Below are 25,033 nucleotides of genomic sequence, written 5' to 3'. Positions count from 1 at the left end.
GGACTTTTTTTATGCCCTTTACCCAATGGTCAAAAGCAAAAGAATCCAATCCTTTTTCGATCATTTCCCCGCCAGCGTAGCTGAGTACTGTTTTCAGCTTTGGCAAGATTACTCCTTTGACTTTATAGTCAGTAAAGAACGGGGTTCCAAATTAGGCGACTACCGTTTTTCTCCCAAAAAAGGACATCAGATTACAGTCAATCACAACCTGAATCCTTATGCTTTTTTGGTTACTTACATTCATGAAGTAGCACATTTAACTACCTATTTAGCTTTTAAAAATAAAGTCTCTCCTCATGGTAAGGAATGGAAACAGGAATTTTACAACTTGTTTGAACCGATCCTTGATCCTGATTTACTCCCAGAGCCATTTGTTACAGTACTCCAATCCTACCTGAAAAACCCAACGGCTTCTTCATCCATGTATACTCCCTTAGTGGAAGTTTTAAAAACATTTGATCCAAAAACACCCCTGATTAGTTTACATGAATTAGCAGAGAATCAATTGTTTTTTCTAAAAAACCTCCGCCTCGTCAAAGGGAAACTTCGAAGAACACGTTACATTTGCAAAGAACAGATTAGCGGAAAACTCTATTTAGTAGCCAAAAATGCCCAAGTTAGCTTATTGGAAAACCAATCCACCGATTAATCCTGGACTTTTTTTCTTGGGTTTCATTCATATTTTATTCATTCCCTTCATTGGTTTATCACAAACTCATTCCGTCTTATCAGAAGGAACTTGGACAAAAATTGCCATAAACCAAACTGGCGTCTATCAAATAAATAAAGAATGGCTCCGTAAAAATAAGATAGATCCTAGCCGCATCAATCCGCAAAAAGTAGTTGTCTACCAAGGTCAACGAGGTGTATTGCCCCAACTGAATACTAGTCCGAGAACAAGTGACTTAGTTCCTGTTACCAGCTTATTCCTGGGAGAAGAAAATGGAATTTGGGATGAGAATGAACAAATTTGCTTTTTCGCTGAGTCCTCACATGTGACTAATTGGGATAAAGAACAGAAGAAATGGAAAACAAATATCCACCCATACAGTGACTCTGCCTTTTATTTTATTCGTTGGGATAATTCACAAAGCAACAGAATCAAACAAAATAATTGGGAAACAGGCCAAGAACCCAGTATCGATTATGCCTGGTCTCACTTTCACTATCAACCTGATTTAACAAATGCAATCCAATCTGGAAGACAATGGCTCGGAGATGCTTTTTATGGGAATAATGAAAAAATTATTCAATATCCAATCAAGGATTATAAAGAAGGAAAAGCTGCTCAGCTGTTCGGACAATTAGCCTCAAGCTCGGTAAAGGAAGGTTCTTTTGCGTTTACAATAGAAAATAATACACTATCCCCTTGGACCTTAGGAAGTATTTCTGGAGATCGATATGATCAAAAAATCCAAACCAATGAATTCTCCGTTTGGCTTATTCCGACCATTAAAAATAACCAATGGTCTTGGAAAATTAATTACATCAATTCTGTAGGTACGGGATATCTCAATAGCCTTTCCCTGAATTATCCCAGATTGTTAAATGCTGCCAATGAAAATCCTTTGTACTACTTCACCAACATACTGGATTCCACCTTTACCATTTCCATTCAAAATCTAAGCAAACAACATCAAATATGGTTTAAAAACGGGGAACAAGACTGGCTTAGTTTAAATAATTCAATTGCCAAAGGGAAAATAACTTCGAAACCGGGAAGTCAAATGTTATTATTTGATCCTAGTAAACTAAATACCCCAACTTTTATTCAGCATATTGAAAATCAAGATATTAAGCAAGGTCCAGCCAGTGAACTGATCATAGTAACAAGTCCAGCTTTACGAGCTGCCGCAGAAAAACTTGCTGAATACAAAAACACCAAGGCCAACATCAAAACCACCGTCATTACAAGTGATTTAATTTACCATGAATACTCCGGTGGAAAACAAGATGTATCGGCCATTCGCGATTATTTGTTTGATCAAAAAAATAGACCTGACGCTCTTTTAAAGTATGCCATACTTTTAGGGGATGCTTCCGTCGATTATAAAAACAAAAATTCAGTTGCCACTGCCTCAGAAAAAGCGAGTTATATTCCTACGTATGAAAGTAGAGAATCATTCCACCCCTTACTGAGCTATGCCTCGGACGACTATTACGGGTTGCTGGCTCCCGGACAAGGAGAATGGACAGAAGGAGATTTTGCTATCAATGAAAGTCTTTCTATTGGGGTGGGTAGATTACCAGCCAGAAATCCTCAAGAAGCTATGGTTTTGGTTAACAAACTCATGGACTACAGTGAAAAACAAAAATCTGCCGGAGTTTCCTTTTTCCAATTTGCCTGGATTGCTGATGATGGTGATTCCAATATTCATATTCAGGATGCAGAAGATTTTTCTTCAAGTTTAGCCAAAAGTAATCCCATTTTCCCGAAGCAAAAGATTTACTTAGATCAATATCCCATGCTAATAAATAATGGAGTATATACATCGTCCGCCACTAAATTACGTGTGAAAAAGGCTTGGGAAAAACAAGGGGATTTCATCCATTATATTGGTCATGGGGCAGAAACGGTTTGGGCAGATGAAAAAATTTGGACAACGGAGGATATTCAAAAAATGATTAATGCTCAACATCTTCCCTGGGTACTGACTGCCACATGTCAATTTGGAAGATTTGATGACCCCAATGTATTATCAGGTGCCGAATTAAGCCTAATATCAAATCAAGGTGGGGCAATTGGCTTGATTAGTACGACTAGACCTGTTTTTCAAAGTAGTAATTATGTCTTTGGTCAAGCATTTTATCGACTTATTCAAGCTCATATCCATGATAGCAATTATCGAATGGGGGATTTGTTTCGAGATACCAAAAACCAAAGTCATGCTGGAGTTATCAATCGAAATATCAGTTTACTAGGAGATCCCTCCCTCGCATTACCTTGGAGCTATCAGTCCATCAGCCTACCAATAGATACACTCTTGGCAGGATCTGAAACTCTTGTCACCTTGCCAATACCTGCCAATGTAGAGGAAGTGGAACTGCATTTAATCGGTCCAAAGCTTGCTCAAAAAACCCTAGGAACTAAATCGCCGGTTTATGCTTACGAAACTGATGGAGAACTATTTTGGAAGATTTCCAGTAAAATTACTGATGGAAAGCTCTCTTTCTCTCCAAAAAGTATACCTCAAACTTCAAATAATTTACGTGACAATACCTTAAAAGTACTAGGTAAAGATAAAGCTGGAAAGGTATGGGCTGGGGCTAAAAGCGTGTATCTCAAAGTCAGCAATCAACCAATGGTAGATACGCAAGGACCTAGTATTCAAATTGGCTTGGCCAACGAGCCCAATATATGGGCTACTAGCTCAAAACCCCAAGTAGAAATTCAATTAGAAGATAATGTGGGTTTTTTGTGGCAAAAAATCAATGGGGAGATCAGTTACTTATTGGTAAATGACACCCTAAAAGTGCCTCTTTTGGACTATTTTAAACCCAGACCAGGTTCATCCATCAAAGGTACAGTGTTATATCCCCTTCAGAATTTACTTCCTGGAGAATACAAAATTGAGGTAAAATGTTTTGATGTAAACAATAACATGAGCGAGTCAACGTTTCGTTTTCGAGTTTCGCAAGAGAATCTTACTGCTAGTTTTTGCCTAGTTTATCCAAATCCATTCTACGATCAGGTGAACATTCGCCTTTGGCAAGATATATTCTGGTCGGATTACATGTATAATTTCAAAATTATCAACCTTTTGGGTCAAACAATTGTAGAAAAAATGGGAAATTTACAGGGAGGTGGAACGGAATACATGGATCTTTCTTTCGTATTCCATGACGCTGAGATAAGAAATATGGGAATTGGGGCTTATTATATGCTTGAAATCAAAGATATAAGTGGCTCAGGTTTCCGTAAGTACAAGGGCAAAATAGCTACCTTAAAATAAATTTTGACAAATATTTTAGCTTATAAAACAACAATTAGCGTAAAAATGCCTATTTTTGGACTTCGCTTTATGCTGAATAGACTCTCTAATTTTTTTAAACAATGACGACAAACAATTCATTATTCCCAAAAGCATTATTAACCTTGGTAGCAGGTTTGATTAGTTCTTATGCGTTTGGACAAGCATTAGTTTCTGGTCAAATTAATTCAGGAAGAATTCCTACACCAACCATGTTATTCTTGAATGTTGCTCCAGATGCACGTTCGGCTGGTATGGGAGATGCTGGTGTCGCTATTTCATCGGATGTAAACGCCATATATTGGAATCCTGCTAAATTAGCCACTGCTGAGAAGGACTTAGGATTCTCTATATCTTATACCCCTTGGTTGAGAAACTTGGTAAATGATATGGCTCTTTATAATATAGCTGGATACAAAAAGACAAGTAAAGATCAAGCATTTGGATTCTCAATTAACTATTTTGATCAAGGATTATTCCAAGCAACTACTTCAACAGGACAAAGTGCAGGCAATTTCAATTCAAAAGAATATGCCATTACCGCTACACACGCACGTAAATTATCCAACACATTATCTTTAGGTGTTAATTTAAAATACATCAATTCCAATTTATTAGGAAACTATACAGGAACTAATGGTTCAGGTGTGGCGATGAAGCCAGCACAAACAGTAGCTGCTGACGTAGCATTGTATTGGAATAGCGTTTCTGCGAAAGAATGGAAATATACTTACGGTTTAGTTTTATCTAATATCTCAGGTAAAGTTTCTTACGGTGGTGTAGATAAAAACTTCATTCCTACAAACCTTCGTTTTGGTGTTGCTACAACGAAAGACATTTCAGAAGGAAATCGTTTAACTTTTACCTTAGATTTCAACAAGTTAATGGTTCCGACTCCATATTCAATCGATGCCAATGGTGCTAAGGTTGGAAATGATCCAAACGATGCTACGGCTATCGGTGGTATCTTTAGTTCTTTGTTTGATGCTCCAGACGGATTTGGTGAAGAGTTAAAAGAAGTCACTACTTCTATTGGTGCTGAATACTTATTCAACAATTCATTCGCTTTAAGAACAGGTTATTTCAATGAAAGCGAAATGAAAGGTAATCGTAAATATTTCACTTTCGGTGTAGGTTTTAAATTAGACCAAAAATACGGATTTGATTTTGCTTACTTAGTTCCAACAGGTTCTGGTAGCCCATTAGCTAATACACTTCGTGTGTCTTTATTAGCTGCTATCAATAACGGTGCTTCTAAAAAATAAGCTAACATACATGTTTTGATTTCAAATGACATTCCTCGGAATGTCATTTGTTTTTTACCCAAATAACTCATGCTAGACCGCTCCACTCCTCCTGCTGCTTATCCCATTGAACTAGTGAAATTTCCTAGCGTAGGTGTATTTCATCTAAGCAATGGAATTCCTGTATATTCCATCAATCTTGGTGAGCAACCCGTTTTTAAACTGGAAATTATAAGCCCTGCAGGTGCTAAATCGGGAGCTAAAGCTGGCTTGGCGAATATGGTGGCGAACCTCATGAGAAGGGGCACTCAATCTCACTCGGCACAAGTAATTCATGAGGCCTTTGACTTTTTAGGCGCATTTTGGGATATTCAAGCCAATCTTGATCATGCGAACTTTTCGGTATATGGTTTAAATAAGCACTTTGAAGCACTTATTCCATGGGTAGCAGATATGCTGAAAGAAGCTACTTTTAGTCAAGAGGAATACGAGAAAGAAATCGCTATTGAAATACAAAAAAACAAGCTAAACTGGCAAAAGACTTCTTTTGCAGCAAGCCAATTGTTCCGTGGTCAAATTTTCGGAAATCATGTGTATGGCCGCCACTCCACACCCGAAAGTTTATTGGACTTAAGTCGAAATGATTTATTTGATTTCTACACATCTACTTGGGCAAATGTCAAACCAATTATTTTCCTTTCTGGTAAAGTTTCTGACCAAGAATTGCAGTTGCTTGACCGCTTTATTGGCCATTTAAGCTTTGAGAAAACTTGGCCAGATAATACACCCCCAATAAAGCCCCAATCAGCTCAAATCGAACATGAACGCCGAGAGGGGGCATTACAAACTTCCATCCGTGCAGGCAAATTAGCCATTGGAAGAAATCATCCAGATTATTTTAAATTCAGTATTTTGAACACCATTTTAGGTGGCTATTTTGGTTCTAGACTCCAAAATAACATTCGTGAGGATAAGGGCTTTACCTATGGTATATCTTCTTCCATAGTTCCGTTACAAGAGTCCGCTTATTGGGTTACAGGTACCGATGTCAACGGGGAAAATAGTGCACAAACCTTAGAAGAAATTAAGAAAGAGATTCGAATTTTACAAACTGAATTGGTTCCCGAAGAAGAATTAGAATTAGTCAAAAACTATTTGATGGGGAGCTTTACAGGTGAACTCACTCAGGCCTTTGATATCGCTGAAAAAATCAAAGTCATTCAGCTTGAAAACTTAGCGCCTGACTTCTACGATCAATTTCAAAGCCAAGTTATCCAATGCCAAGCTCAAGAACTGCGCGACATAGCGAATCAGTACTTGAACCTGGATGAAATACATGTGGTGATGGTTGGAGCTTAAAATCTAGCTAATTCTCTAAACTCATTCACTCGAGACTCTAAGTCGGCAGGACTAATCTCAAACAAACGTTCTGTACCAAATTTCTCGACACAGAAGGAAGCCATAGCTGAGCCATAGACAATGGCTTGGCGCATGCTTTCAAAAGATACATCATCTTTTTGAGCTAAATACCCGATAAATCCACCTACAAAGGTATCTCCAGCTCCTGTTGGATCAAAAACTTCTTCCAAAGGCAAAGCTGGGCAGTAAAACATCTTATCCTCTTGGAACAACAATGCGCCATGTTCCCCTTTTTTGATAATCAAGGTTTTAGGGCCCATGGCCATGATCATTTTAGCTGCTATTCTCAACGAATATTGCTCCGATAACTGACGTGCCTCTTCATCATTGATGCATAATACATCCACCATTTTCAATACCCGTTTCAAATCATCCATGGCCACATTCATCCAGAAATTCATCGTATCCATCACGATCAATTTAGGACGCTTGCTTAAACCTTGAATCGCATCGATTTGCACCTGAGGGGTCAGGTTACCCAACATTAAATAGTCACAATCTTGGTATTCAGCAGGAATCGTTGGCTGAAAATTAGCTAATACATTTAGATCAGTCACCAATGTATCTCGCGTATTCATGTTATTATGATACTTCCCCGCCCAAAAGAAAGTCTTTTCCCCTTCTTTAATTTGTAAACCGGTCAAATCGATTCCTTTCTCTTCTAAGGTTTCCATGTACTCTTTGGGGAAATCATCACCCACTACGGCAACTACATTCACTTTAGGCAAGAAAAATGCCGCAGACAAACTAATATAGGTACAAGATCCACCAATAATTTTATCTGTTTTCCCGTAAGGGGTTTCTAGGGCATCAAAAGCCACTGTTCCAATTGATAATAAGCTCATTTTAAAATATTTAGCCTACTTTAGGACAACGACTAAAGGGCTGGTTTGGATTAAATAAATAACGATAAGTAATGTATGTTTTATCGATGCTGGCTCCCAACTGAGATACAAATCGAAGCATTTTAGGATTAAAATCGCCCACCCAATTCATATCCATCGTTTCATAAGGATAAAAAGGATTATCGCGGGCCGCTTGACGGAAACGCAGGGCTATTGCAGATTCCACACCTTTGCCTTGGTGTTCAGGCACGACACCAAAAATCACACCGCAACAGCGCGTTAAAGCACCTTTCCATTTCAGGAGTAAAAACTTGATCATTCCCCAAACATTCATTTTACCATTGAGGTGTTTAACAATTTGATTCAAATCAGGAATCACGATAAAAAAGGCCACAGGTTCTCCCTCTGAGGTATAGGCGAACCATAATAATTGCTCATCAATGATGGGCTTCATTTTCTTGACTAACTTCTGTGCTTGCTCTGAGCTCATGGCCGAGACACCGGGGAATTTAGCCCAAGCAGCATTGAAAATCACTTTGAAATCTTCAGCATATTTACTTAAATCTGATTTCTCAATATGCTGAAAAATATAGTTCGGATTTTGGTAAATTCTTTGCGCTTTTTCTTCAATGGATGGTGCTACATTCGCCGCAGAAACGGGTGAAACAAATACATATTGCTGGAAATAATCTTGGAAACCATAACGCTCAAAAAAAGCGATGTAATATTCTTTCGTCCAAGGCATTTTATACGTAGGTTCAAATTCCCATCCTTTCACCATCAATCCCCAAAAACTATCTCGCTCTCCAAAATTGATAGGACCATCCATGGCGTCTAATCCTCTGCTTTTTAACCATTCAGCACAGGCATCAAACAACATAAAAGCAGCTTTTTCGTCTTCGATACACTCAAAAAATCCCATACCTCCAGCGGATAATTCTCCTTCTTTGGCTGGTTTTCCATCGTGAAATGCTGCAACGCGACCAATGACTTGATTTTCTTCATTAAACAATAACCAGCGAATAGCCTCCCCGTGTTTAAAATGTGGATTTTTTTTAGGGTCAAATATAGACTCAATGTCCGAATTCAAGGGTCGAATCCAATTAGCATCATGTGCATATAAGCTAACAGGAAAGGTTAAAAAAGCTTTTTTTAATTGGCTATCTTCAGCTACTTCTCGTAAATACATGCTGGGTTTGAAATGAAATGTTAATATTCAACAAAGATAATAGAATGAAACGAGCAATCCGACCACCCATAAAACATTCAATGCTTATATATCGTTTGGTGGTTTAAAAGAATCAAAGTAATTTTAGTTCTTTTATAAATAGCAGCTCCGAAAGGATAATTTATACCATGCAAGCCTTAAAATTATACAATACACTCAGTAGAGAAAAAGAATTATTCACGGCCATCAATGCTCCACACGTAGGATTATATGTATGTGGACCAACGGTCTATAATTATGTTCACTTGGGTAATTTAAGGACTTTCACCTCATTTGACATCCTTCACCGCTATTTACGTCACATAGGCTACCAAGTGCGTTATGTTAGAAACATCACTGATGTCGGGCACTTAGTGGGTGACGGTGATGAAGGAGAGGATAAAATCGGGAAAATGGCCAAGCTTGAAAAGCTAGAACCTATGGAGATTGTACATCGCTATACCCAAAATTTCCACCAAGTGTTAGAACAATTCAATTTACTTCCACCGAGCATCGAACCAACTGCTACGGGGCACATTATGGAGCAAATTGAAACAACTAAGATTTTATTAGACAAAGGATTAGCCTATGAATCGAATGGCTCTGTCTACTTTGATATAGAAACCTACAATAAACAAGGAGGAGATTACGGAAAACTTTCTGGTCGTGTGTTAGAGGATTTACTAACAGAAACCAGGGATTTGGATGGTGTGGGAGAAAAAAGAAATCCCTTGGATTTTGCCTTGTGGAAAAGAGCTGCACCTGAGCATTTGATGCATTGGCCTTCACCTTGGGGAGAGGGATTCCCAGGCTGGCATTTAGAATGTACTTGCATGAGTCATAAGTACTTAGGTGACACATTTGATATACATGGTGGTGGAATGGACTTGAAATTCCCTCATCATGAATGTGAAATTGCTCAAGCAAAAGCCACCTATGGCAAAGCACCTGTTCGATACTGGATGCATACCAATATGCTTACCGTGAATGGCCAAAAAATGAGTAAGTCATTAGGGAATTCATTTTTACCTTCAGAATTATTTAGTGGAAATCACCCTTTATTGGAACAAGCCTTCAGTCCCATGACAGTCCGCTTTTTCATGCTGCAATCGCAGTATAGAAGTACCTTAGACTTTTCCAATGAGGCATTAAAAGCCGCACAAAAAGGGTATAAGCGTATCGCGAATGGACTTAGAATCGTAAAGAATATGTCCTTCCCTGCGAATGCCAGTCTTGAACTTGTCGACACCAAACACGGCGATGAAATACAAGCAGCCGTGCAAGGGTGTTATGGTGGCATGAATGATGATTTGAACACGGCAGTAACGATAGCCAATTTATTCACTTTATTGAAGAAAATAAATCAACTGTATACAGCCCAAGTTTCCTTAGAATCCATGGGTGAAAAGTCGTTTGATTTATTAAAAACTAACTATATTTCATTCTTAGAAAATATATTAGGCATTAAAGAAGAACTTCCAGATAACTGGGAGAGCATGATTCAAGGCTTACTTCAATTGTATACGGAATTCAAGCAAAGTAAGCAATACGACAAAGTGGATGAAATTAGAACAACTTTCAAATCCATGGGATTACTCATAAAAGACATGAAAACCTCCATTGATTGGGGTTACGAAGAATAAAAAAATGCTACAAAACTTAACACCTACGGTACGTACTTTATTGTTAATTAATGTGGGGCTTTACTTGATCAAGGGCTTTGGCTTTCCTCAAGAACTACTCTCATTACATTATTTCGGCGCTAGTGATTTCCGTTTTTTCCAGGTGGTCAGCTATATGTTTGTTCATGCTAGTTTCATGCACCTTTTAGGCAACATGTTTGGACTGTATATGTTTGGCTCCCTATTAGAACGCATTTGGGGTGCGCAACGCTTTCTTTTCTTTTACTTTTTTTGTGGAATTGGCGCGGGACTCTTATACATGGGCATCCAACATTTCATTGATTTTGCAGAAATAAGAAGGGCCACAGAGCTTGTTTTGTCGAACCCTAATTCAGATAATTTGATTGATTATGCCCAGCACTATGGGGTCATTTCGGCTCCTGGTGGACAAATCAACATCAACTGGGTTATATCTAATTATGAGGCCTTGATTAATATGGGTGCCTTGGGTGGAGCTTCGGGTGCCATTTTTGGCATCATCATGGCTTTTGGTTATTTATTCCCAAATTCAGAAATGTTTTTGTTCCCATTTCCTATTCCGATCAAGGCCAAATATTTCGTTACGTTTTATGGCCTTTATGAGTTATATGCGGGCATTCAGCAAAGTCAAGGGGATAATGTTGCTCATTTCGCCCACATTGGAGGGATGATTTTTGCAGTAGTTTTATTGAAAGTTTGGAAAACACATAGAAACAATTTCTATTGAGATGAAAAGTATTTGGCAAGACATCAGGCTCGTCATTCAAAATCCAGAAAATGGGTTGTGGCGACTTATTTTGGCTAATATCTTTGTCTTTGTTGTCATTTCCCTAAGCCATGTTTTTTTATCCTTGGCCGGAAAGGAAGATTGGTATAATCAATTACTAGAACAAATAGCCCTTTCTTCTCAACCCAAATTGGTCTTATACAAACCTTGGACCTTTTTTACTTATTTCTTTGCGCATTTCGAGGTTTTCCATTTAGTATTCAACATGCTATTCCTATATTGGTTTGGCAATATCATTCATAGCTTTGTAGGTCAAAAACGCCTTATTCAATTGTATTTTTTAGGTGGATTGGCGGGTGCCATTGCCTACATCTTGTTATTAAATAGCTTCTCCTATTTCGTCATGAAAGGCCCCATATATTTAAATGGGGCTTCTGCCAGTGTTTTTGCCATTGTTGTAGGTGCAGCAACTTTACAACCCAATTATAAAGTGCATTTATTGATCTTTGGAGAAGTAGCTATTAAATACGTGGCTGCATTTTATATTCTTTGGTCCATGATTGAAACCACTGGAACTAATGCCGGTGGTAATATAGCCCATTTAGGAGGAGCCTTATTAGGATTTCTTTATGCCTATTCTTATCAAAGAAGGCAATCTAGAAGACCCGTACCTGAAGAAAAAATTTATTCTTACTCCATGACTGTCCAGAAAAAAATTCAGGATTTTGTGGAGCAAAATGAAGCAGATGAGATTGAAGAGGATGAATTGAACGCGATTTTAGATAAAATTTCAACCTCAGGTTATGAAAGTTTAAGTAAGCATGAAAAGAAACGATTGTTTAAAGCAAGTCAAAAAAATGACTAGTCAGCCAAAAACATTTTTACCTTTGTATAGTTAAATCAGAACCCTTCATCAAATTTACCCCTCCAAGATGCAATTTCAAGCCGGACCTATCTTAAGCAAAATCCAATCCCCAGCGGATTTGCGGAAGTTGTCCCCTGCAGAATTACCTGCGGTTTGTCATGAATTACGCCAATTCATCATCGACAATGTTTCAGTCAATGGTGGGCATTTTGGTGCTTCCTTAGGCGTCACTGAATTAACGGTAGCCTTGCATTATGTATTCAACACACCTGATGACCAGCTTGTTTGGGATGTTGGACATCAGGCATATGGCCATAAGATTCTAACTGGGCGCCAAGATTCATTTCATACCAATCGATTATTGGGAGGAATTAGTGGTTTCCCTAAGCGTTCAGAAAGTGAATATGACGCCTTTGGCGTAGGGCATTCATCTACATCCATTTCTGCGGCACTGGGTATGGCTGTCGCCTCTAGGTATAAAAAAGAATTTCACAAACAGCACATTGCGGTCATTGGAGATGGATCCATGACTGCTGGTATGGCTTTCGAAGCCATGAATCATGCGGGGGATATCCCCAATAACATGTTGATTATCTTAAATGATAATTGCATGGCAATCGATCCCAATGTAGGTGCTTTAAAAGAATATTTAACAGATATTACTACCTCCCATACCTACAACCGGGTGAAAGACGATGTCTGGAATCTGTTAGGCAAGATGTCCAAGTTTGGGAAATCAGCTCAAGAAATTGTTTCGAAAATAGAAAACGGGTTAAAAGCTACCTTACTTAAGCAAAGCAACCTATTTGAATCCCTCAATTTAAGGTATTTTGGTCCTATTGACGGACATGATGTACATTATTTAACCACGGTGTTAAATGATTTAAAAGATATTCCAGGGCCAAAGATTTTACATTGCATCACTACCAAAGGTAAAGGCTATTCCTTAGCCGAGAAAGATCAGACCCTATGGCACGCCCCCGGAAAATTTGATAAAATCACCGGAGAGATCCACAAAAAGACATTTGATAATCCTCAAGCTCCTAAATACCAAGAAGTTTTTGGTCATACGATATTAGAACTGGCAGAGCAAAACCCAAAAATTATGGGCATTACTCCTGCTATGCCCTCTGGTTCATCTCTAAATATTATGATGAGAGCTATGCCCGATCGCGCATTTGATGTGGGTATTGCAGAACAACATGCGGTTACTTTTTCAGCAGGAATGGCGACGCAAGGGCTAACCGTTTTTTGCAACATCTACAGTTCTTTCATGCAAAGAGGCTATGACCAAGTGGTGCATGATGTCTGTTTACAAAAACTCCCAGTCATATTTTGTTTAGATCGAGCAGGCCTTGCAGGCGCTGATGGCCCCACCCATCACGGTTTATTTGATTTAGTCTACATGCGTTGTATACCTAACATGATTGTTGCGGCACCGAGAAACGAACAGGAGCTTAGAAATATCATGTATACAGCCTCATTAGATAAATTCAAAGATCATCAAAAGGCTATTACTATTCGATACCCTAGGGGTTCTGGTGTCATGCCTGTTTGGAGAACTTCTTTTGAGGAAATTACCATTGGCAAAGGACAAAAAGTGTTGGATGGAGAAGAAATTGCCATTTTAAGTATTGGCCATATTGGAAATGAAGCTGAATTAGCCTGCCAAAAAGCAAGATCTTTGGGCTTGAAGCCTGCGCTTTATGACATGCGATTTGTCAAACCATTGGACGAAGAAATACTTCATGAAGTATTTTCTCAATATAATCAAATCATTACCGTTGAGGATGCTTGTATCCAAGGAGGATTTGGCTCTGCTATCGCGGAGTTTATGTTAGATCATGGATACAACAAACCCATATTACGATTAGGAGTCCCTGACGATATAATTGAACATGGGGAGCCGCATGAACTTTACCAATTATGTGGGATTGATTCTGAAAATATCTTGAAAAAAATTGCCGATTTCTATCCGAACAAAATCAAATCTACTTCTCAGAAAGTGAATCAAGACTAAGATTTCACAATTTCATTATCTTCAATTAGTACTTTTCTAAGAAATTATCCCTACCTTTGCACCTTAAATTTCCTCAGGCAGAGAGATTTGATTTCATCAAAGCGCCATTATTATATGCTAAGCATTCGCAACATTGCCATTATTGCCCACGTTGACCACGGTAAAACTACCCTAGTCGACAAAATCATTCATGCATCTAAGATTTTTAGAGAAAATCAAGAATTTGGTGACCTTATCCTAGATAACAACGACCTAGAAAGAGAGCGCGGAATTACCATCGTTTCCAAAAACGTATCCGTTCGCTACAATGGCGTGAAAATCAACATCATTGACACTCCTGGTCACGCCGACTTTGGAGGAGAAGTAGAACGTGTATTACGTATGGCTGATGGTGTTTTGTTATTAGTCGATGCCTTTGAAGGTCCTATGCCTCAAACACGTTTCGTTTTATCTAAGGCCATCGCTTTAGGTTTAAAACCAATCGTAGTTGTCAATAAAGTAGATAAAGAGAACTGTCGCCCAGATGAAGTACATGAGTCCGTATTTGACTTAATGTTTAACTTGAATGCCTCAGAAGAGCAATTGGATTTCCCTTGCTTATACGGTTCTTCTAAACAAGGATGGATGAATACCGATTGGAAAACTCCAACAGACAACATCATCCCATTGTTAGATGCCATCATCGAGCACATTCCTGCTTCTAAAGTTCAGGAAGGTACTCCTCAAATGCAAATCACTTCTTTAGACTATTCTTCATTTGTAGGTCGTATTGCTATCGGGCGTTTGGAGCGTGGAACATTGAAAGAAAATATGCCTATCGCACTTTGTAAGTCAGATGGCTCAATTAAAAAAATGCGTATCAAAGAACTTCAGGTTTTTGAAGGCTTAGGTAAAGTACGTGTTGATACGGTAGAATGTGGAGAAATTTGTGCAGTAACAGGAATTGAAGATTTTGAAATCGGAGATACATTGGCCGATCCAGAAAATCCAGAAGCATTAGAGCGTATCGCTATTGATGAACCTACGATGAACATGTTGTTTACCATCAACAACTCTCCATTCTTTGGTAGAGAAGGTAAAATGGTAACTTCACGTCATATTCGTGAGCGTCTATTCAAAGAGACAGAGAAAAACTTGGCTTTGAGAGTTATGACTACTGAAAGCGAAGATAAATTCTTAGTATTTGGTCGTGGTATCCTTCACTTGTCTGTTTTAATTGAAACCATGCGTCGCGAAGGTTATGAATTACAAGTTGGTCAACCACAAGTAATTTATAAAGAAGGCGATAATGGAGAAAAATTAGAGCCCATTGAATCTTTAGTCGTTGACGTACCTGAAGAAGTAGCTGGTAAAGTAATTGAATTAGCTACTCAGGGAAAGGGTGAGTTATTGATTATGGAACCTAAAGGAGACTTACAACACTTAGAATTCAACATTCCTTCTAGAGGTTTGATTGGATTACGTTCTAAAGTGTTAACAGCTACTTTTGGAGAAGCAATCATGGCACACCGTTTTATTGGATATGAGTCCTTTAAAGGATCAATTCCAGGTAGAATTAACGGTTCATTGATTTCCATGAACACAGGTGTTGCTACACCATATGCCATTGATAAATTACAAGACAGAGGGGTGTTCTTCATCGATCCAGGTGAAGAAATTTACTCAGGTATGGTTGTTGGTGAACACAATCGCCAAAACGATATCGAGGTTAACTTGCAAAATGCAAAACAATTAACCAACATGCGTGCTTCAGGTACTGATACCAATACCAAGATTGCACCAAAATTAAACTTCTCGCTTGAAGAGTGTATGGAATTCATCCAAAAAGATGAATATTTAGAAATCACTCCAAAGTCTTTACGTATGCGTAAAATCTTCTTAGATCCAAACGAACGTAAACGTCAAGAGCAAAAAAATAAATAATTTAGAAAGGCTGTCCGAAACGACAGCCTTTTTTAATATACCCTAGCGGTAACCGAGTCCAAAGCCAGCTGATGATTGGGCAAGTGATTTATCTTAGACAAGTTCTTCAGATAATAACTTGCGAATGATTGAGTCCAAAGCCAATCTCCCCCTCTCCTAGATTTCAACCAATCAAAACTTTGCTTTTTTAATTTACTGTTAATAATCAAAACGTCGATTTTAGCAGAAAATGTCACCTGAGGTTGCTGAACTATATAAAATCGCTTACCCTTCCATTGCCAAGAAACATTCTTTTCTTCCTCCCATTTCACTTGAACTGTATCCTCGATAAAATGATGTGCCAAAACAGGAGAAATGTTGGATTGTATCCAAGCTGGATCTTGATACGTCTTCCTAGGAGCTAGCAATATGGCTTTTAATCCATGTATTGAAAGCCATACCGGTTCTCCCCGATATTGGCCTAAATACGCTAATCTTTGATGTTTCATTGCTTTCCATTGCTCCAATTGAAAATACGAAACACTACCAATTAGCACTAAACCAAAAAAACCTAAAATGATAACGCGCCGAATATCCCACCAGTATTTCACTAGGATTAGCATCAAATAGTACGAAACAAACATCCAATTTTCCCAATGTAAAAAAGGGATCGTTGGTTGAAATGCATGATCAATCCAAAACATTATTTCATGCAGAAATGTGAGACTTGTATCCAAAATTTTTCCCATAATAATGTACAAATGACTAATGTCCCAAGCATAAAAAATGGGTCCAATCAGTAGGAATACTAATCCTAAAATCAAAGAGACAGATGACAGTAACACCAGTAGGGGATTCACCAATAACATAATACCCACATGGGGGAATTGATGAAAGTAATACAAGATCCAAGGGAAAGTCAAAACTTGAGCGGTAACAGCTACAGTAGTTAAAGACCATGCTTGTTTAACTATATATTGTCCTATGGGATGTTTTATATTCGGTTCCCAAATAGCATTTAATGAGGGTTGGAATATAAGTATTCCTAAAACAGCTAAAAACGACAATTGAAAACCCGCATCGTATAGTTGCATGGGATCCCAAACCAGCATCACAAAACCCGTAAATGCCAAGAGATTGATTGAATTCAGGGAATATCGAAATGTCTGAGCAAAAAGTACCACCGAAAACATACAACTCGCGCGTAATACTGGTGCAGAAAATCCAGTAATTCCAGCATACATCCAAATAAGAAGTATAGGTAGCATGAAAACTCCAATAGAAAATATTCGATTACGACGAGGGATGAATGTGAGAAAAAATTGAATACACATAAAAAGTATTCCTACATGCATCCCAGAAACTGATAAAATATGAATGGCCCCTAAAGCCGCATAACTCTTTTTTGTTTCAAAGTCGATACTTTCATGTCCTCCCAATAACATAGCACCTCCTACAGCCCTATTCCTTTCCCCAGGAAGCGCCCGATGAAGATGCTGCAATAGTTTCTGTTGCAAACTTTCAAAAAACGCTTTATATGAAAAATTACTTTCGGTACGCTGCTGCAATTTCGTCCATTTTGCTGCCAAATATGCCGTGGAATATATTCCTTTTCTGGCATAATAGGCTGACCAGTTTTGTCCATATGGAAATGCCGCTGGTCGAATGGCTTGAAGATGAGCCTTAGCGAGGTAGATATCCCCCATTTGTGGAGAATCAACTGTATTATCTAAGTAGAATTGACTTAGAGTCTGTATAGCTCTCCATTCCCCTTTTGAATTCATATATGCTGAAATTTCTCCCACAAATGCATAGGTTTTTGGCTTTTTAATAGGTGTACTTACCAGCTGAAATCGAAAAGCAATGACATCAGAAGGCAAGTTTTGAAATTGATTTATCACGTCCAACGTGCGCAGATATCCTGCACAAAAGCAGATTAAGGATAAAGAACAAGCATAAAAAAGTGGTCTATTTTTTGTCCAAATGATGATGCAAAACAGGCCTACCAAAAAGAGACAAAAAAGAACCTGGTAAACCAATTCTGTGGGATTTTCAGGAACTAAAATAATTCCCAATGCCCACCATAGGCAAAGTCGTAAAAAAGGAAATGGACTGAAAAATGAAAACAATTTTTAAGCGCTAAGGCTTAAATGTAGAATTTTTTTTGAGCGATTAACTGCTCAACAGTATCAGGAACTAGATATTTGATCGAATGTTTTTTTTGAATGCACGCTCTGATGTAAGTAGCTGAAATATGCAAAACGGGCGCATTCACCATTCTAACTTTAGGGTGATTCCACAGGTCGCTTGTAGGCTCTTCCCCACGTGGGTATACGTAAAGACCAAAATAATCAAGAATCTTATCGTAGTTTTTCCAGCTTTTAAATTGTTCTAAATTATCTCCACCCATAATCAATTCAAATTCATGCTGAGGAAACTTCTCTGACAAATGGATGAGGGTATCAATTGTATAGGAGGGTTTCTTCAAGCTAAACTCAATATCACAGCTTTTGAATTGAAAATTATCTGCGATGGCTCTTTCCACTAAATCCAATCGATCAAACTCATGTAACAGGCTTTTACTCTTTTTATGAGGGTTTTGAGGCGAAACCACAAACCAAATCTGCTGAACATCAGTTTGGTTCAATACAGCTTGGGCAATCATCAGGTGACCGTGATGAATGGGATTAAATGAACCAAAAAACAAAGCGATTTTCATGGTTTATTGGGTAAAATCATCGAAAAGAGATTGTGCTTTTTCGATTGCTTCCTCTAAGTTATCATTCACCAAAATGACGTCAAATTGACTTTGAAAAGACCATTCAAATTTCATCTTAAAGATGCGTTTGGATAAGGCTTCCTCACTTTCTGTACCTCTAGAACGCAATCTTTCTTCCAAAATTTCTAAGGTTGGAACCTTCACAAATATAGCTAAAGCGCGATCTCCATAATATTTCTTTAACGCTAGTCCACCTTTCACATCCACATCAAAAATGACATGTTTGCCAGATGCCCAAATCCGCTCAATTTCAGATTTCAATGTGCCGTAATAGGCCCCAGGATAGACTTCTTCCCATTCAACAAAGGCCTCTTCATTGATTTTTTGACGAAACTCTTCAGGAGTTAAAAAATAATAATCTTTACCATTCTCCTCTGATCTCCCGCGCTTATCTCTGGTACAAGCTGAAATGGAAAATCCCAAATTGGAATTATTTTTGATGAGTTCTTTAACGATGGTCGTTTTACCTGAACCCGAAGGTGCTGAAAAAATAATTAATTTCCCTTCCAAAAAATTGATGTTTGTTTAAGCTAACAAAATAAGGGAATTAAGATGGAAATAAGGATAATTAATAGAAAAAGTTTCTCTTTGATCCGAGCGAAAAGTTCATCAGGACATTTTGCAGTACATTTTTCTTTAATCGCCTTTTTTAAAGTCGTTTCCAATTCATAACCTTCTTGACAAGGAATACATTGATCTTTGTTGGCCAAAAAGGCAGCCTCCTCTTCTGGACTTGCTTCTTTATCCAAAATGCGCTGGATTAGCTTCATGCAATCTTTCTGATGTTCACAGCTCTTCTTCATGCTCATTAATTAATTCATTCTGTTTGGGCTAACACAAGCCTTGATGTAAAAGTTCAATCCAACTCTGACAAAGTGTCAGCTCCATATCCTTTTGATTTAGCATAAGTCGCTAAAGAGTCTTTCAATAATGCTCTGGCACGGTGTAAACGTGAACGTACTGTACCAATAGGAATATTTAAAATTTTAGCCATTTCCTCATAGCTAAACTCCTCCAAATCACATAAAATAATAATCATACGGAAGTCCACCGGCAAAGCTTGTATGGCTTTTGTGATTTCATCACCCAACATTTCATTCACCGTCTCCGCGTGTAAATCCGCTTGATGAGAAGGTTCTGGATCATCATCACCGGCAAAAGATTGCTCCACCCATTCAAACTCAACTTTGGATGGACCGCGAGATTTTTTGCGGTAATCATTAATGAAATTATTCTTTAGGATGCGAAATAACCATGCTTTGGCATAGGTACCAGGCTCAAAAGAATGGATGAAACGATAAGCTTTTAAACAGGTATCTTGAACCAAATCTTGTGCATCATCCTCATCATTCGTCAATCTCAATGCAAAATTATACATCGCATCTAAATGCGGCATAAATTCCTTTTCAAAAATCTGTCTCGCATGTGGCGAAGGATCGATTTCATTTTCTACTTGGACGTCCATAGTCAATATATTAAGGCATTATCATTTTCTGATAACGTACATTCCCTTCCTACAATTTTATGCCCAAGAAAAAAGAAAGGAAAAATATGACAAAAAGGCTTATTTGTTCAAATTAAAAAGTTCTAAAATACCAAATACCAAGAGGCCCAACAAGCAGCTAGAAAAACCCCTCAACAGGCTAATTCCTAACAAGCTTAGATCACTCGCTTCCAAGAGAAATAATACACTGTGATGACAAAAAAGCATCAAAAACAAGTAAGAAAAAAACCACAAAGGTCTCATTTCTTGTAAACTTACACTCGAACGCTCATCGTAGCCATTGGCTGGCGTTAACAATCTGAAGATTGGAGTACGTAAAGAGGCCATTAATACGGAAGCAAAAGCATGCATGCCATGGGTATTGTAAAATACGTCCACCATCCAGCCTAGTACAAAAGCCCCCAACATTAAATAGGCAGGAGGAGTATCTATTGGTGCCTTGATTAAGGGCCATACATAGATGAAACAAAAGGCAAAATAGGCAATGGTCAAATCCCTTAAAAATAGAACTTGAATGAATAAGGTGAAAATTACCGTCAAAATCCATCGAAAAGTACTACTTGATCCCATCTTATTCCGTCTTTGGTTTAGATTGTTCCAATTTAGCTTGCTGCCATGCCAATCGGTTTTTAATCACATAGACATATTGTAAGGTCGAAAAATGGGTCAATAACATGATTTTTATATCATGAAAATTACCATCTTTTTTCAAGCCTAGTTTGGCTACAATACCTATGGGCACATTGGGCGGAAAAACTGCATTGTAATCGGAGGTTACTACGGTATCTCCTTTGACTACTTTTTTATATTTAGACACATCCATCATTTCTGCCACCTCAGGTTGCCAGCCAGCCCATTTAACATAGCCCAACTCTCCACTGGATTTCAGCTTAGCTGAAACCGTATTGTTGATGTGCAAAATGGAAATAACCATGGATAAATTTTCTGTACAAGAGAGCACCTTCCCTACCACACCTGTGGAGGAAATTACGGCCATTCCAGGATGAAGGCCATCTTTTGTTCCTTTATCTATCGTTAAATAATTTTGAGATTGTTGGGTGCTTAGATCTATGACCTTACACGCCACGGGCTGATATCGGTTTAATACTGCTTCACTGATAAAATAAGGTAACTTCAATTCGGGTGCTTGCTTGGCTTTTAATTGAAACACTTCTTGCCGTAATTTCGCATTTTCAGCCGCTAATTCTCGATTGATATCCCTAAGTTGGTAGTAATTCTGAACTTCTTGCTTTTGAGCCAACAAAGAAGCTACCCACTGATTTGTGGTATTAAAATACAGTGTTCTTTGGTAGTCATTATACTTAAATACGGACCATAAGCTGATCAATTCCAATACGAAAAACAAAAGGAGGTTCCTTTGTCGTAAGAGGAATTGAAACAATTGATTCATACCTAAATTTTTTTGGCTAGGTGATTAAAACAGGTCTGTATTTCTCTAGATTTTTCAAGATTTCTCCTGTTCCACGTACCACTGCCTTTAATGGATCATCAGCAACATGGACTTTCAATTGCGTTTTCTTTTCAATACGCTTATCTAGACCATGCAACATCGCACCACCACCAGCTAGATGAATACCATTGTGGAAAATATCACCTGATAACTCTGCCGGAGCTCGTTGTAAAGTCTCCATAATGGCAACTTCTATTTTGGTAATAGAAGAATCCAGCGCATAAGCTATTTCAGAATAGTTGATTAAAATTTCTTTCGGAATTCCCGTCATTTGATCACGACCACGAATTTCAAAATCAGCAGGTGGGTTTTCTAGTTCGGGTAAAGCAGCCCCAACTTGAATTTTAATTTGTTCTGCTGAACGTTCTCCGATAATTAACTTATGTTCTCGTAACAAATAATCTTTGATATCACGAGTAAATTCATCACCTGCTACACGGATGGAATTCTCCACCACAATACCACTTAAAGAAATAATAGCTACTTCGGTGGTACCTCCTCCAATATCTACGACTAAAGAACCGTTAGGTTGTTCGATATCTATTCCAATTCCAATCGCCGCTGCAATCGGCTCATGAACCATGTATACTTCACGTGCACCGGCATGCTCTGCCGAATCTTTTACCGCTCTTTTTTCCACCTCCGTTATTCCGGAAGGAATGCAAATAACCATACGTAAAGCAGGCGAGAAAAATGAATTTCCTTTATCCATCATTTTAATCAAGCCCCGCATCATTAATTCGGCTGCAGTAAAGTCTGCAATAACCCCATCTTTCAATGGACGAATGGTTTTGATGTTATCGTTGGTCTTTTCATGCATCATCATGGCTTGTCTACCAACAGCTAACACTTTGTTGGTTGTTCGATCCAACGCAATGATGGATGGCTCATCTACCACCACTTGATTTTTGTGAATAATCAGGGTATTGGCCGTACCTAAGTCGATGGCAATATCCTTGGTTAGAAAATTAAAAATTCCCATAATTGAATGCTAAAATATACCCCAGTCGTGCGGCTGAACTAAAGCTAAAAAACAAATTTACCAATAAAAAACGAGCTAATTATTTAAATTAAATCAAAAAATGGAATATCCTCGAAATAATTATAAAAGTCAATCTAAACTACGCTTTAAATGCATTCCTAAGCAAAAGCTGCCAATTATAGGTTTATTACAATAATTTATTTGTCAATTTAAGGAAAAAATTGGATTAAATAATTTGGAATTATTATCTGTTTTATTAGTTTTGTCCAAGTTTAATCCTACAAATGTTCTGAATGTTTGTAAACGAGCAAAAAAATGGAAGATTATAACAAAATTATCGAATCCCTTGGTGTTAAATTCATTAAGGCGAGAAACATTAGAATATTACAACCAATCCGCATCAAAAATTATTATGATGTGGAAAACTCTCTCTTGATTTTGTACAAAGGAGAGGTTTCATTTGGTGAGGAAGACACTCCTGTAGAAGAGGGTGATATGCTCTTTATACCCGGTGGAAAAATGGTCAGCGTGACCTATGGTAATTCCGAAAAACCGAAAGCCGTCAATAATGAAGAATTCATGACGCACCGTGAATTGTATTTTGATCAAAACATGGATCCTGCCATTATTGGCAAAGCGGATAATTCATTTGGCATGGTGGCTTTTGAGGCAAAGGTGTTTGACTCCGTCAACTTCTTTACTTCCTTAGATATACCTCCATTTTTAATAAAGAAAGATGATAACCTAGCGCAATCCATCAAGGAAATCTTGTTGGAAGATATGTCAGAGGAGATTGGCAAGGGGCGTATCATCAAAATTAAGACGGAAGAAATCGTTATTGAAGTAATTCGCTACATCATTCGTAACCGTTTGTTTGTTGAGCAATTAGCTACCAACAGTACTTATTTCAAAGACCCACGCTTAATAGACATTTTTGCCTATATCAAAGATAATTTGGGTGGAGATCTTTCTAATAAAGTCCTAGCCAATGTGGCTAACGTATCAGAAGACTATGTGGGTCAATATTTCAAAATGCTGACAGGAATCAATCCTCAGGATTATATTGAGTACCAACGAATGGAAGCTGCTGTTGGATTATTGAGAACTACCAAGAAATCGATTAGAGCCATTGGTTCCGAAGTGGGCTACAAAGACACGGCCTATTTCTGCCGTCGTTTTAAAATGATGTTCGGTATCCCAGCAGGAAAAATGAGAAGAAGAGAATCATTGATGAATATATAATGCTTCACTAGGTTGGTTGAAATAAACATCAAAAAGATTTGTAAAACAAAAGGCCCATTTTCATGGGCCTTTTGTTTGTACCTACATTAAGTATTTCAACTTAACCAATTCTCTTTCAGATAAATACCTCCAATTGCCCCTTGGCAAATCTTTCTTATTCAATCCAGCAAATGTAGTTCTGTCCAACTTGGTTACTTCATAACCTAAATGTTCGAAAATACGACGAACAATGCGATTTTTACCTGAGTGGATTTTTACTCCCACAACGTATCCATCTGGTGTAACCTTGGCGATGTCATCTACCTTGATTTCTCCGTCCTCTAAGGCCAAACCTGCTTTGATCTTCTCCAAATCTTCATCTGTCAAAGGCTTATCCAATTCTGCTTGATAGATTTTCTCTATTTCATTGGAAGGATGCGTTAATTTATCAGCTAACTCGCCATCATTGGTCAACAAAATCAAACCAGTGGTATTTCTATCCAAACGACCTACTGGGTAAATGCGGGCATCACCAGCATTTTTCACCAATTCCATCACAGTTTTACGATCATTGGGATCTTCTGTAGTTGTAAGAAAATCTTTGGGTTTATTTAAAAGCACATAAACTGGTTTTTCTCTGTTCAGTTTACGGTTACCATATTTTACAATATCCGTAGGCTGAACTTGATAGCCCATTTCTGTAATTACTTTATTGTTTACTTTGATCTCTCCCGCTTCAATCAACTTATCTGCATCACGACGAGAACAAATACCGGCATTGGCAATGTAACGATTCAAACGAATGGAATCATTCTTGCGCTCTTCCTGAATGAATTTCTTTTGTATACGTGCTGGAGCTTTTTCTCTAAAACGATCTAACTTATATTGAGGGGTAAAGGCAGGTTTCTCCTCATAGCGATTTCTACTTTTAAACGTATCGCGCTTGGAGAACTTAGCATTTCTGCCTTCAGAAAAGTCTCTGCTTTCTGGAGCATCTTCTCTTCTTGTGTCAGGACGAGTACGATCACTACTATAAGCTCTTGGCTTTACTTCATCATTTCCTTGCTCACTACTTGGCTCAGAACTAAAATCTTCTTTGGGCACAAATGGCTTATCCTCAGAAAATTCGCGGTTTGCATCATAGGGTCTTCTTTCTCTATCTCCAAATGGGCGACGAGTATCTCCTGAATCTCTTCTTGGGCCTGAGAATGAACG

The 25,033-nt window shown here is 38.2% G+C and carries 21 protein-coding genes; 10 read left to right on the top strand and 11 right to left on the bottom strand.

Annotated features, from left to right (window positions below):
- Positions 1 to 25: 25 nt before the first annotated feature.
- From U0R11_RS07395 to U0R11_RS07380, 4 genes are all read left to right on the top strand, one after another.
- Positions 26 to 649 carry a SprT-like domain-containing protein gene (locus U0R11_RS07395; RefSeq protein ID WP_406750999.1) on the top strand — a complete coding sequence of 208 codons (624 nt, stop codon included), beginning with the start codon at positions 26 to 28 and terminating at the stop codon, positions 647 to 649.
- Positions 609 to 3,953: a type IX secretion system sortase PorU gene (gene porU / locus U0R11_RS07390; protein ID WP_406750997.1), complete on the top strand. Its 3,345-nt coding sequence runs from the start codon at positions 609 to 611 to the stop codon at positions 3,951 to 3,953. The genes U0R11_RS07395 and porU overlap by 41 nt, the downstream gene beginning before the upstream one ends.
- A 101-nt stretch (positions 3,954 to 4,054) precedes the next feature.
- Positions 4,055 to 5,236, top strand: coding sequence for a type IX secretion system outer membrane channel protein PorV (gene porV / locus U0R11_RS07385; RefSeq protein ID WP_406750995.1), 1,182 nt, complete (start codon positions 4,055 to 4,057; stop codon positions 5,234 to 5,236).
- A 69-nt stretch (positions 5,237 to 5,305) separates the two neighbouring features.
- Positions 5,306 to 6,574, top strand: coding sequence for a M16 family metallopeptidase (locus U0R11_RS07380; RefSeq protein WP_406750993.1), 1,269 nt, complete (start codon positions 5,306 to 5,308; stop codon positions 6,572 to 6,574).
- On the opposite strand, the gene U0R11_RS07375 is transcribed toward U0R11_RS07380, so the two are convergent.
- Together U0R11_RS07375 and U0R11_RS07370 are read right to left on the bottom strand one after the other, a co-directional pair.
- Positions 6,571 to 7,479, bottom strand: a complete 909-nt coding sequence (locus U0R11_RS07375; protein WP_406750991.1) for a PfkB family carbohydrate kinase — start codon at positions 7,477 to 7,479, stop codon at positions 6,571 to 6,573. The genes U0R11_RS07380 and U0R11_RS07375 overlap by 4 nt on opposite strands.
- A 10-nt stretch (positions 7,480 to 7,489) precedes the next feature.
- Entirely contained in the window at positions 7,490 to 8,668 is a 1,179-nt protein-coding gene (locus U0R11_RS07370; protein ID WP_406750989.1) for a hypothetical protein, read from the bottom strand.
- Between the two features lie 167 nt (positions 8,669 to 8,835).
- On the opposite strand from U0R11_RS07370, the gene cysS reads away from it, so the two are divergent.
- From cysS to typA, 5 genes are all read left to right on the top strand, one after another.
- Positions 8,836 to 10,329, top strand: coding sequence for a cysteine--tRNA ligase (gene cysS, locus U0R11_RS07365; RefSeq protein WP_406750988.1), 1,494 nt, complete (start codon positions 8,836 to 8,838; stop codon positions 10,327 to 10,329).
- A 4-nt stretch (positions 10,330 to 10,333) separates the two neighbouring features.
- On the top strand, positions 10,334 to 11,074 hold the full coding sequence (locus U0R11_RS07360) for a rhomboid family intramembrane serine protease (RefSeq protein ID WP_406750986.1): 741 nt from the start codon (positions 10,334 to 10,336) through the stop codon (positions 11,072 to 11,074).
- Between the two features lies 1 nt (position 11,075).
- Positions 11,076 to 11,939, top strand: a complete 864-nt coding sequence (locus tag U0R11_RS07355) for a rhomboid family intramembrane serine protease (RefSeq protein WP_406750984.1) — start codon at positions 11,076 to 11,078, stop codon at positions 11,937 to 11,939.
- A gap of 67 nt (positions 11,940 to 12,006) precedes the next feature.
- Positions 12,007 to 13,959 carry a 1-deoxy-D-xylulose-5-phosphate synthase gene (gene dxs / locus U0R11_RS07350; RefSeq protein WP_406750982.1) on the top strand — a complete coding sequence of 651 codons (1,953 nt, stop codon included), beginning with the start codon at positions 12,007 to 12,009 and terminating at the stop codon, positions 13,957 to 13,959.
- 114 nt (positions 13,960 to 14,073) lie between these two features.
- The gene (gene typA, locus U0R11_RS07345) at positions 14,074 to 15,882 is read left to right on the top strand and encodes a translational GTPase TypA (RefSeq protein ID WP_406750980.1); all 1,809 of its coding nucleotides are present in this window, start codon (positions 14,074 to 14,076) and stop codon (positions 15,880 to 15,882) included.
- A gap of 32 nt (positions 15,883 to 15,914) precedes the next feature.
- Here the strand turns inward: typA and U0R11_RS07340 are convergent, their stop codons facing one another.
- The 8 genes from U0R11_RS07340 to U0R11_RS07305 form a co-directional block, all read right to left on the bottom strand.
- Entirely contained in the window at positions 15,915 to 17,990 is a 2,076-nt protein-coding gene (locus tag U0R11_RS07340; protein WP_406750978.1) for a ComEC/Rec2 family competence protein, read from the bottom strand.
- 17 nt (positions 17,991 to 18,007) lie between these two features.
- Positions 18,008 to 18,580, bottom strand: a complete 573-nt coding sequence (nadD, locus tag U0R11_RS07335) for a nicotinate (nicotinamide) nucleotide adenylyltransferase (protein ID WP_406750976.1) — start codon at positions 18,578 to 18,580, stop codon at positions 18,008 to 18,010.
- Positions 18,581 to 18,583: 3 nt separating this feature from the next.
- Positions 18,584 to 19,150 (bottom strand): guanylate kinase, encoded by a 567-nt coding sequence (gmk, locus tag U0R11_RS07330; RefSeq protein WP_406750975.1) that lies wholly within the window; start codon positions 19,148 to 19,150, stop codon positions 18,584 to 18,586.
- Positions 19,151 to 19,170: 20 nt separating this feature from the next.
- Positions 19,171 to 19,443, bottom strand: coding sequence for a phosphohydrolase (locus tag U0R11_RS07325; protein ID WP_406750973.1), 273 nt, complete (start codon positions 19,441 to 19,443; stop codon positions 19,171 to 19,173).
- Between the two features lie 53 nt (positions 19,444 to 19,496).
- The gene (locus U0R11_RS07320) at positions 19,497 to 20,105 is read right to left on the bottom strand and encodes a sigma-70 family RNA polymerase sigma factor (protein ID WP_406750971.1); all 609 of its coding nucleotides are present in this window, start codon (positions 20,103 to 20,105) and stop codon (positions 19,497 to 19,499) included.
- Between the two features lie 99 nt (positions 20,106 to 20,204).
- Positions 20,205 to 20,714, bottom strand: a complete 510-nt coding sequence (locus U0R11_RS07315) for a hypothetical protein (protein WP_406750969.1) — start codon at positions 20,712 to 20,714, stop codon at positions 20,205 to 20,207.
- A gap of 1 nt (position 20,715) precedes the next feature.
- Complete coding sequence (mreC, locus tag U0R11_RS07310; RefSeq protein WP_406750967.1) at positions 20,716 to 21,555, bottom strand: rod shape-determining protein MreC; 840 nt, start codon at positions 21,553 to 21,555, stop codon at positions 20,716 to 20,718.
- Positions 21,556 to 21,571: 16 nt separating this feature from the next.
- Positions 21,572 to 22,597, bottom strand: coding sequence for a rod shape-determining protein (locus U0R11_RS07305; RefSeq protein WP_166373829.1), 1,026 nt, complete (start codon positions 22,595 to 22,597; stop codon positions 21,572 to 21,574).
- 315 nt (positions 22,598 to 22,912) lie between these two features.
- Here U0R11_RS07305 and U0R11_RS07300 point away from each other — a divergent pair, with 315 nt between their 5' ends.
- Entirely contained in the window at positions 22,913 to 23,839 is a 927-nt protein-coding gene (locus U0R11_RS07300; protein ID WP_406750965.1) for an AraC family transcriptional regulator, read from the top strand.
- An 81-nt stretch (positions 23,840 to 23,920) separates the two neighbouring features.
- Here U0R11_RS07300 and U0R11_RS07295 read toward each other — a convergent pair.
- On the bottom strand, positions 23,921 to 25,033 hold a 1,113-nt coding region (locus U0R11_RS07295; protein WP_406750963.1), incomplete at its 5' end, for a pseudouridine synthase.

Origin of the sequence: Aquirufa salirivi (assembly GCF_045310485.1) — a bacterium.
Classification (GTDB): Bacteria; Bacteroidota; Bacteroidia; order Cytophagales; family Spirosomataceae; genus Aquirufa; species Aquirufa salirivi.
This window is presented reverse-complemented; position numbering and strand designations above follow the sequence as displayed.

Coding starts and splice junctions, on each gene's coding strand:
- U0R11_RS07395 (WP_406750999.1), top strand. CDS start 26: ATGGTCAAAAGCAAAAGAATCCAATCCTTTTTCGATCATTTCCCCGCC.
- porU (WP_406750997.1), top strand. CDS start 609: ATGCCCAAGTTAGCTTATTGGAAAACCAATCCACCGATTAATCCTGGA.
- porV (WP_406750995.1), top strand. CDS start 4,055: ATGACGACAAACAATTCATTATTCCCAAAAGCATTATTAACCTTGGTA.
- U0R11_RS07380 (WP_406750993.1), top strand. CDS start 5,306: ATGCTAGACCGCTCCACTCCTCCTGCTGCTTATCCCATTGAACTAGTG.
- U0R11_RS07375 (WP_406750991.1), bottom strand. CDS start 7,479: ATGAGCTTATTATCAATTGGAACAGTGGCTTTTGATGCCCTAGAAACC.
- U0R11_RS07370 (WP_406750989.1), bottom strand. CDS start 8,668: ATGTATTTACGAGAAGTAGCTGAAGATAGCCAATTAAAAAAAGCTTTT.
- cysS (WP_406750988.1), top strand. CDS start 8,836: ATGCAAGCCTTAAAATTATACAATACACTCAGTAGAGAAAAAGAATTA.
- U0R11_RS07360 (WP_406750986.1), top strand. CDS start 10,334: ATGCTACAAAACTTAACACCTACGGTACGTACTTTATTGTTAATTAAT.
- U0R11_RS07355 (WP_406750984.1), top strand. CDS start 11,076: ATGAAAAGTATTTGGCAAGACATCAGGCTCGTCATTCAAAATCCAGAA.
- dxs (WP_406750982.1), top strand. CDS start 12,007: ATGCAATTTCAAGCCGGACCTATCTTAAGCAAAATCCAATCCCCAGCG.
- typA (WP_406750980.1), top strand. CDS start 14,074: ATGCTAAGCATTCGCAACATTGCCATTATTGCCCACGTTGACCACGGT.
- nadD (WP_406750976.1), bottom strand. CDS start 18,580: ATGAAAATCGCTTTGTTTTTTGGTTCATTTAATCCCATTCATCACGGT.
- U0R11_RS07325 (WP_406750973.1), bottom strand. CDS start 19,443: ATGAAGAAGAGCTGTGAACATCAGAAAGATTGCATGAAGCTAATCCAG.
- U0R11_RS07320 (WP_406750971.1), bottom strand. CDS start 20,105: ATGGACGTCCAAGTAGAAAATGAAATCGATCCTTCGCCACATGCGAGA.
- U0R11_RS07315 (WP_406750969.1), bottom strand. CDS start 20,714: ATGGGATCAAGTAGTACTTTTCGATGGATTTTGACGGTAATTTTCACC.
- mreC (WP_406750967.1), bottom strand. CDS start 21,555: ATGAATCAATTGTTTCAATTCCTCTTACGACAAAGGAACCTCCTTTTG.
- U0R11_RS07305 (WP_166373829.1), bottom strand. CDS start 22,597: ATGGGAATTTTTAATTTTCTAACCAAGGATATTGCCATCGACTTAGGT.
- U0R11_RS07300 (WP_406750965.1), top strand. CDS start 22,913: ATGGAAGATTATAACAAAATTATCGAATCCCTTGGTGTTAAATTCATT.